General features: G+C 68.9%; 5 protein-coding genes. 1 reads left to right on the top strand and 4 read right to left on the bottom strand.

Annotated features, from left to right (window positions below; genetic code table 11):
* Together ABD120_RS33685 and ABD120_RS33680 are read right to left on the bottom strand one after the other, a co-directional pair.
* On the bottom strand, positions 1–1726 hold a 1726-nt coding region (locus ABD120_RS33685), incomplete at its 3' end, for an ATP-dependent Clp protease ATP-binding subunit (RefSeq protein WP_343954327.1).
* The gene (locus tag ABD120_RS33680; RefSeq protein WP_343954326.1) at positions 1726–2916 is read right to left on the bottom strand and encodes a hypothetical protein; all 1191 of its coding nucleotides are present in this window, start codon (positions 2914–2916) and stop codon (positions 1726–1728) included. The genes ABD120_RS33685 and ABD120_RS33680, both read right to left, overlap by 1 nt.
* 1627 nt (positions 2917–4543) lie before the next feature.
* Here ABD120_RS33680 and ABD120_RS33675 point away from each other — a divergent pair.
* Entirely contained in the window at positions 4544–5125 is a 582-nt protein-coding gene (locus ABD120_RS33675) for a GNAT family N-acetyltransferase (RefSeq protein ID WP_343954325.1), read from the top strand.
* Positions 5126–5400: 275 nt separating this feature from the next.
* Here the strand turns inward: ABD120_RS33675 and ABD120_RS33670 are convergent, their stop codons facing one another.
* Together ABD120_RS33670 and ABD120_RS33665 are read right to left on the bottom strand one after the other, a co-directional pair.
* Complete coding sequence (locus ABD120_RS33670) at positions 5401–5985, bottom strand: TetR/AcrR family transcriptional regulator (protein WP_343954324.1); 585 nt, start codon at positions 5983–5985, stop codon at positions 5401–5403.
* Positions 5986–6628: 643 nt separating this feature from the next.
* Positions 6629–7054 (bottom strand): DUF4260 family protein, encoded by a 426-nt coding sequence (locus ABD120_RS33665; protein ID WP_343954323.1) that lies wholly within the window; start codon positions 7052–7054, stop codon positions 6629–6631.
* Positions 7055–7303: the final 249 nt, after the last annotated feature.

Genomic DNA, 7303 nt, shown 5'->3' with positions numbered 1-7303 from the left:
ACATGTCCAGCGAGATCAGCGCGTCCTCATCACCGAACAAGAACTCCGCCAGCGTCTTCGCCAGCTCCGTCTTACCGATGCCCGACGGCCCCGCGAAGATGAACGACCCTCCCGGACGTCGGGGATCCTTCAGACCGGCCCGGCTCCTGCGGATCGCCCGAGCCAGCCCCCGGACCGCCTCCTCCTGGCCGATGATCCGCTTGTGCAGTTCCTCCTCCATGCGGAGCAGGCGCTGCGACTCCTCCTCGGTCAGCTGGAGCACCGGGATGCCCGTCTGCGCCGCCAGCACCTCGGCGACCAGTTCCTCCGTCACCTCGACCACCAGGTCGAGCTCACCCGACTTCCACCCGCGCACGCGCTGCTCCCGCCCGCGCTGAACCTGCTGCTCCTGGTCGCGGAGCCCGGCCGCCGTCTCGAAGTCCTGGGCGTCGATCGCGGCCTTCTTGCCGCGGCGCAGCGCGACGAGCCGGTCGTCGTACTCCGTCAGATCGGGTGGGTTGGTCATCCGCTGGATCCGGGTTCGCGAACCGGCCTCGTCGATGAGGTCGATCGCCTTGTCAGGCAGAAAGCGGTCGTTGATATAGCGATCGGACAGCCGGACCGCCGCCACCAGCGCGCCGTCCGTGTACGAGACACGGTGATGTGCCTCGTAACGGTCGCGCAGACCCCTGAGGATCTCGATCGCCTGCGCGGGCCTGGGCTCGGCCACGTCGACCCGCTGGAAGCGCCGTTCGAGAGCGGCGTCCTTCTCCAGGTGCTTGCGGTACTCCTCCAGCGTGGTCGCGCCGATCGTCTGCAACTCGCCGCGGGCCAGCATGGGCTTCAGGATGCTTGCCGCGTCGATCGCACCCTCGGCGGCACCCGCGCCGACCAGCGTGTGCAACTCGTCGATGAACAGGATGATGTCGCCGCGCGTGCGGATCTCCTTCAGCACCTTCCGCAGACGCTCCTCGAAGTCGCCTCGGTAGCGCGAACCCGCGACCATCGCGCCGAGATCGAGCGTGTAGACCTGCTTGCCCACCAGCGTCTCCGGCACGTCACCCATGACGATCTTCTGCGCCAGTCCCTCGACCACGGCGGTCTTGCCGACCCCCGGCTCGCCCACGAGCACCGGGTTGTTCTTCGACCGGCGCGACAGCACCTGCGTGATCCGCTCGATCTCCTTCTCGCGGCCGACGACCGGATCCAGTTTGCCGTCGCGGGCCGACTGGGTCAGGTTCCGGCCGAACTGGTCGAGGACGGCCGAACTCTGCTGGCTCGTCTCGGGCTTCGGCGGCTCCGCCGTACCCTGGTAGCCGTGGAGCAACTGGATGATCTGCTGCCGGGTGTTGGTGAGGTCGGCCCCCAGCTTGATCAGCGTCTGGGCGGCCACGCCCTCGTTCTCGCGGATCAGCCCGAGCAGGAGATGCTCGGTGCCGATGTAGTTGTGTCCCAGTTGCAGGGCTTCGCGCAGGGCCAGCTCGAAGATCTTCTTCGAGCGGGGGGTGAACGGGATGTGCTCGCCGGGCGGCGACTTCCCGGCACCCAGCACTGTCTCGACGTGCGCCCGCGTGGCTTCTAGCTCGACGCCCATGATCGCCAGGGCCTTGGCCGCGACGCCCTCGCCTTCGCGCAGCAGGCCCAGCAGCATGTGCTCGGTGCCGATGTAGTTGTGGTTGAGCATCCTGGCCTCCTCATGGGCCAGGACGACCGCTCGCCGGGAGCGGTCGGTGAACCTCTCGAACATCAAAGCTCCCCGTGGGATGGTACGGCGTCGGCTGGTGTGATGCTGGTTGGCGTGATGTTGACCGACCTGGTGTCGGACAGCGCGGTGTCGACTGATGTGGCCTCAGGTGACGTGGTGTGAGATGGCGTGGCGCAGATTGGCCCGGTGCCGTGCGGTGGGGTGCTGAGAGGTGGGGTGTCACGTGGTGTGGTGGTGGGCGGTTTGGTGGTGGCAGGTGAGCTGCCGGGTGGTGGGTTGTCGTCGGGTGGGGTGCTGAGAGGTGGGGTGTCACGTGGTGTGGTGGTGGGCGGTTTGGTGGTGGCAGGTGAGCCGCCGGACGGTGGGTTGTCGTCCGGGGCGGCGCTGACAGGGAAGCCGCCAGACGCCATGCCCTTAGGCGGGGTGGTGCCGACAGCCGCGATTTCGAATGGTGTGGCGTCGGTTGCTGTGTCGTCAGTCGGCACGAGGGCAGGTGACCTGAGGTCGGGTAGCTTGGCACTGGCTGGAGCGACGTCAGATGATGCGACGTCAGACGGCGCGGTACAAGACGGCGCGATACAAGACGGCGCGATATGAGATGGCGCGGTGTCGGTTCGCGCAGGTTCGGTTCGCGCGGGCTGGGTTCGCGCGGTGTCGGTTCGCGCGGGTTCGGTTCGCGCGGTGTCGGTTCGCGCGGGGTCGATCGGTGGGGCTTCACAGCATGGGGCCGCGGATTGCGCGACGAGGTCGGCGGGAGAGGTGACGATGGTCACCGACCCGCCGTCCGGTCGAACCTTGTAGGCATAGGGAAGACCTGACATGCCCCATACCGCTCCAATGACTGTCGCCTCCGTGTCTGCGCGGGCACCGGAGGTGAATCGGATGCGGATGCCCGGGGCGTGGCCGGAGCAGGGGGCGACGAGCAGCGCGTCGAGGACCTGTCTCGCCTCGGCGAACGGCAGGCCGTGCCAGCCTCGTACGTCGTCGAGATCAAGTGACGCGGTCAGTTGTTCGGCGGCGTCGCGAAGTTGTGGGTCGGGGCTGGCTCGGGCGACGGCCAGTGCGCCTCGCGCGCGGTGCCGTAGCTCGCCTGGGGCGGTGTCCAGGAGCAGCCGGGCAGTACGGTCGATCAGAGAACAGACCACGTCGACGGCGCTCGCCTGCCCCAGGTCGGCACTCCAGGTCAGTTCGGCGGCCGATGGCACCAGATGCGGTGCCTCGGCGGCGATCACTGTGTAGGTCAGCGCGAGGAGCTGCGTCGTGGCATCGCCAGCAGCATGGGGCCCGTTATCGGGGAGATCGTGCTGTTGGGCATGGTCGTAGGTATGGCGTCCGGCTTTGTGCGTCGGCTCCGGCTGTGGCTGGGGTTCAGAGGGAGAGTTGCCCGGGCCAACGCCGATCTCAAGGTCTGCCGCAGTGCGGATCTCCCCGGTCTCGGGCGCGGCGCTGCGAAGGCCGGAGCCGGCTTCGCCAAGCTGAGCGAGGCTGTCGGCTATCGATTCTCCGACAGAGGACGGCGTTCCTTCGACAGGAGGCGGCTCTTCCTCGACAGGAGGTGGCTCGGCAGCGGAAGCGGGCGACGTGGCAGCGTGAGTGGACTGAGGGATCAGCTCGGACCGGAGGGTCGTCGTGGGCCGATCTGGACAGGCCTCCCGGTGGGGCGACGTTATTGCGGGCTGGTGGCCGGCTCGGCCTAGGCGGAGGCCGTGCCGCGGCGTCTCTCCGGCGGGATGACGGAGTGTGTCGGGCAGCGAAGGGCGGATTGCCTCAGGGGCGTGGTGCTCGGGTGTCTCCGGGGTGTTGTGGTCGGTTGCCATGGGGGCGGGCGGGGGGATCGGGGTTTCAGGGGTGGGGCTGCGGGGTGGTTCAGAGGCGAGGCGGGCGCGGGCGTTCAGGGCGTGGGCGATGGTGGGGAACCGCGCGGTCAGGTGTCTGGCTCGGCCGCAGGGCAGGTCGGCGGCGATCCGGGTGTCGAGGTGGTGGGCGGCGTGCCATTGGCGGGTGCTGATCGACTTGCGTCCGGCTGCCGTGTGGGTGGCGCGGGAACCGGCGGACGCCTCCAGGCGTCGGGCCGCTACTGAGTACGGCACGCCGTACTGGGCGGCTGCCGCCCTTATCGCTCGTTTGCGTGCACGACCGGAGACAGCTCGGCGCGGGCGCTCCTGGTGTTGGTCGTTGCCCATAGTGCCCTCCGGCGGGCCCACGCACTCCGTCGATCGGGCGGCATGACGCGCCGCACACCTGGAGTGCACTGAGTCTGAGACTCTTGGCCAAGGCGTGCGGCCAGCGTGGGCGGCCGGACTGGACACTGGCGGGTGCACCGCCGGGCTCCACGATAACCCCGATCAAGCCCCCACGCCTCACCCCGTCAACGATTCAGCCACCAGCCGAACCGGGGTGTTCGACTTCGCAAGGGGCCCCGGTACCTGCCTGCGGAACTCAAAAGATCAGCGAGGACGCCGGGTCTCTGGAACTCGGGAGATCGGTGAGGACGCCGCGTCTCTCCGTTGGGGCGCAGGCTGACCTACGAGGAATGCAGGGGGGGCGAACTCCCATCTCAAAGGAGGACGGTGTGGCCGCGACCCGGCGGGCCTGCTCCGCCGACCCCTCCTGCAACTGGTGGTCGACGGTCACGAGCCCGGCTCGCAGCCCCGGGCGCGGCGCCACGGCTTTAGCGACGCAGGTTGACCTACGAGGAATGAGGAATACAGGGCCGATCTGCGCGAAGCGCGGGCCGAGCTGCCGGCGGAGTTGCACGCCGGGCGGCTGGACTGGTCCGAGGCGGTGATCGACAGCTTGGCCGTGAGGGCCGGACCGGGATCGAAATTCGGTGGTCTGCCCGTCCCCTGAGGACGCAGGATGAGGCGCATGACTCTGGCCACCCCCGTACTGCACACCGCTCGCCTGCGACTGCGCCCCTTCACCGACGCCGACGCGGACGCCCTCTACGCGCTGCACAGCAGCACCCACGTGATGCGCTACTGGGACTCCCCGCCGTGGACCGAGCGGGCCCGCGCCGAGCGCTTCATCATGATGTGCCGGAAGATCGCGGCCGAAGGCACCGGGGCGCGGGTGGCCTTCGAGCGGGTTTCTGACGGGGCCTTCGTCGGCTGGGGTGGTGTGACCGGATGGAACCCGGACTTCCGCAGTGCGTCACTGGGCTACTGCCTCGACGAGGCGATGTGGGGCCACGGCTTCGCGACGGAGGCCGCGCACGCGTTGCTGCGGTGGGCATTCGACACACTGGACCTGAATCGTGTTCAGGCCGAGACCGATACGCGCAACGTGGCATCTGCTCGGGTTCTGGAGAAGATCGGATTCGTCCGTGAAGGGACGTTGCGGGAAGACTGCATCGTCAACGGCGAGGTGTCCGACTCGTGGGTGTTCGGGTTGATCAGGCGAGAGTGGCAGCCGTCGGCTGTGCCGCTTCCAGCCCGATAACAGCTCCGAAACCACCTCATTGTGTGAGGAACCCTGAGCCATAGGTATTCCTGTCCTGCGCTTCAGGGGCCTTGGGCTTGCCATGGCCCAGGGCGAGGGACGCCCATGGTCTGCGGGCGCGAGCCCATGGCTCAGGGTCAGGGATGCCCGTGGTCGGGCGCGACCCATGGCCCAGGGTTAGGGACGCCCATGGTCGGTCACGTCTGCGGGCGCGACCCCACGGCCCAGGGTGAGGGACGGCGGACCCGGGGGAGCGTGCGTCTCCGTCGTCCCTGTCAGGGGGTGGTGTGCGTGAAGGCCGACAGGCCGGCTTGCCAGGCGCCGGTGAGTTCGGCGTCCGGGGGGAAGCGGCCGTCGAGTTCGAGGATGACCATGCCGTGCGCGAAGGCCCAGACGGCTCGTGACAGGTGTTCGTCGAATCCCACGGCCCGCACGAGGGGCATGGCGGCGCGTTCCTCCACACCGGCGGGCAGCAGGTGGCGGGGGAGGGGGCCGTTGCTCATCAGCCGGTACAGGTGGGGGTGAGTGAGCGCGTACTCACGGTAGGCGGCGCCAAGGGACAGCAGGTCGCCGACGGGGCGGGCGGATTCGAGCATCTCGGCCAGGTCCGCCATCGCCAGGCCGATCACCTGGGCCTCCACGGCGGCTTTGTCCGGGAAGTGCTTGTACAGGGATGGGGCGCGGATGCCGAGACGGTCGGCCAGGGACCGCATCGTCAGGGCGTCGGTGCCGCCTGCCTCGATCAGTTCGCGGGCGGCCTCTACTATCTGGACGGCTCGTCCCGACAGGGTGGGCGGTTGCTCCGGGGGCGGCGGTGCCGGCCGGTCGGGCGCCGGGCGGTCGGTTTTCGTCCTCTTCATCGGTCTCCCGCAGGTGTGTCGGGTGTTCTGGGTGCGAGGTGTTCGAGGGATACGCGCTGGGCGAAGGTCGGCGGCGCCGCATCACCACGCGCTGCCTGACCGCGCTCGACCAGCGTGGCAGACGTCCGTTGCCGACTCGCCTCGGCTCCCTCGGCGCGAGGGCGCCGAACGCGGTGGCAGGCCGGGGAGGAACCTGCGGTGGAATACCCGGTTGGTCCAAAATGACGGCCTGATGCCGGGCTGGGTTGGACGCGCTGGCTGGGTATCGGGCTGGATTGAAACCCAGTGGCCGGTTGCTGAGCTGGGTCGGAACACAGTGGCCCGGGTATCGGGTTTGGCTCGGCGTGGCGGGCGGGTTGCCGGGTGTGGTTGGACGCGGTGGCCGGTTGCTGGGTCGGATGTGTTGGCGGGGTATCGGGTTTGGCTCAGTGCGGTGGGCGGGTCGCTGAGCTGGGCTGGGCTGGATGTCGTGGCCCGGAACCGGGTTGTCCAGTGCGGTGGGGAACTGCCGGGTTGGGCGGGTGTTCTGGCGGAGTGGAACGCGGTCGGGCGCTCTGGTCCGGTGGAACATCGGCCGGGTGGAACGTCGGCCGGGTGGCGTGAGGGTTGGGTGGCGTGGGGGTCGGGTGGCGTGGGGGTCGGGTCAGGCGTGGTGCGGGCTGGGGAGACCGCGGGAGCCGTCCGGGTTGCGCAGGCCGTAGCCGAAGGCGCGGTCGGCGGCGACGTGTAGGAGCCAGGCGAGCCCGGCCACGAAGATCGGCACGAAGTCCACGGGGCCGAACGAGTAGACGACCATGATCGCCAGAGGGATCCACGGGCGGTGCATGAAGTTGTAGTACGGCACCGCCTTGGGGGACAGCTTGCCGTTCCGGGCCTCGCGTGCGCCGATGAACAGGGTCAGGTCGGGGATGATCGCGAAGGCGACGGCGGTGATGAGGGCCGGTGTTCCGTGGTTGACGACTTCGAGTACGGCGAAGGCCAGCAGAAACAGGGCGAACGCCCCCCAGGCGATCCGGGCCCCGGTTCGGGGGGTGGTGTGGTGGCGGTGGGAGATCGCGGCGAGCGACATGGTGTCCTCCGAAGTGGCTAACGCTGTTAGCTGCACTCTATGGCTAACGTTGTTAGCCTGTCAATGCGCGCGAATCCATGGTGAAAGGCGAAGGTCATCCACTCTGGACGGCGGAGCGTTGGGCGCTGAGCGTCGGATACCGAACGCGGACACCGGGCATCGACACCGGGGCATCGGCCATCGGGCATCGGTACCGGACACCTGGCGTCGGACACGTGGGCGCGGCGACGCGGAGAGGAAGGCTGGGCC

Origin of the sequence: Nonomuraea longicatena (assembly GCF_039525605.1) — a bacterium.
In the GTDB taxonomy this organism is placed as follows: domain Bacteria; phylum Actinomycetota; class Actinomycetes; order Streptosporangiales; family Streptosporangiaceae; genus Nonomuraea; species Nonomuraea longicatena.
Note: the sequence above shows the minus strand (reverse complement) of the source record. Positions and strands in the feature narration are given on the sequence as shown.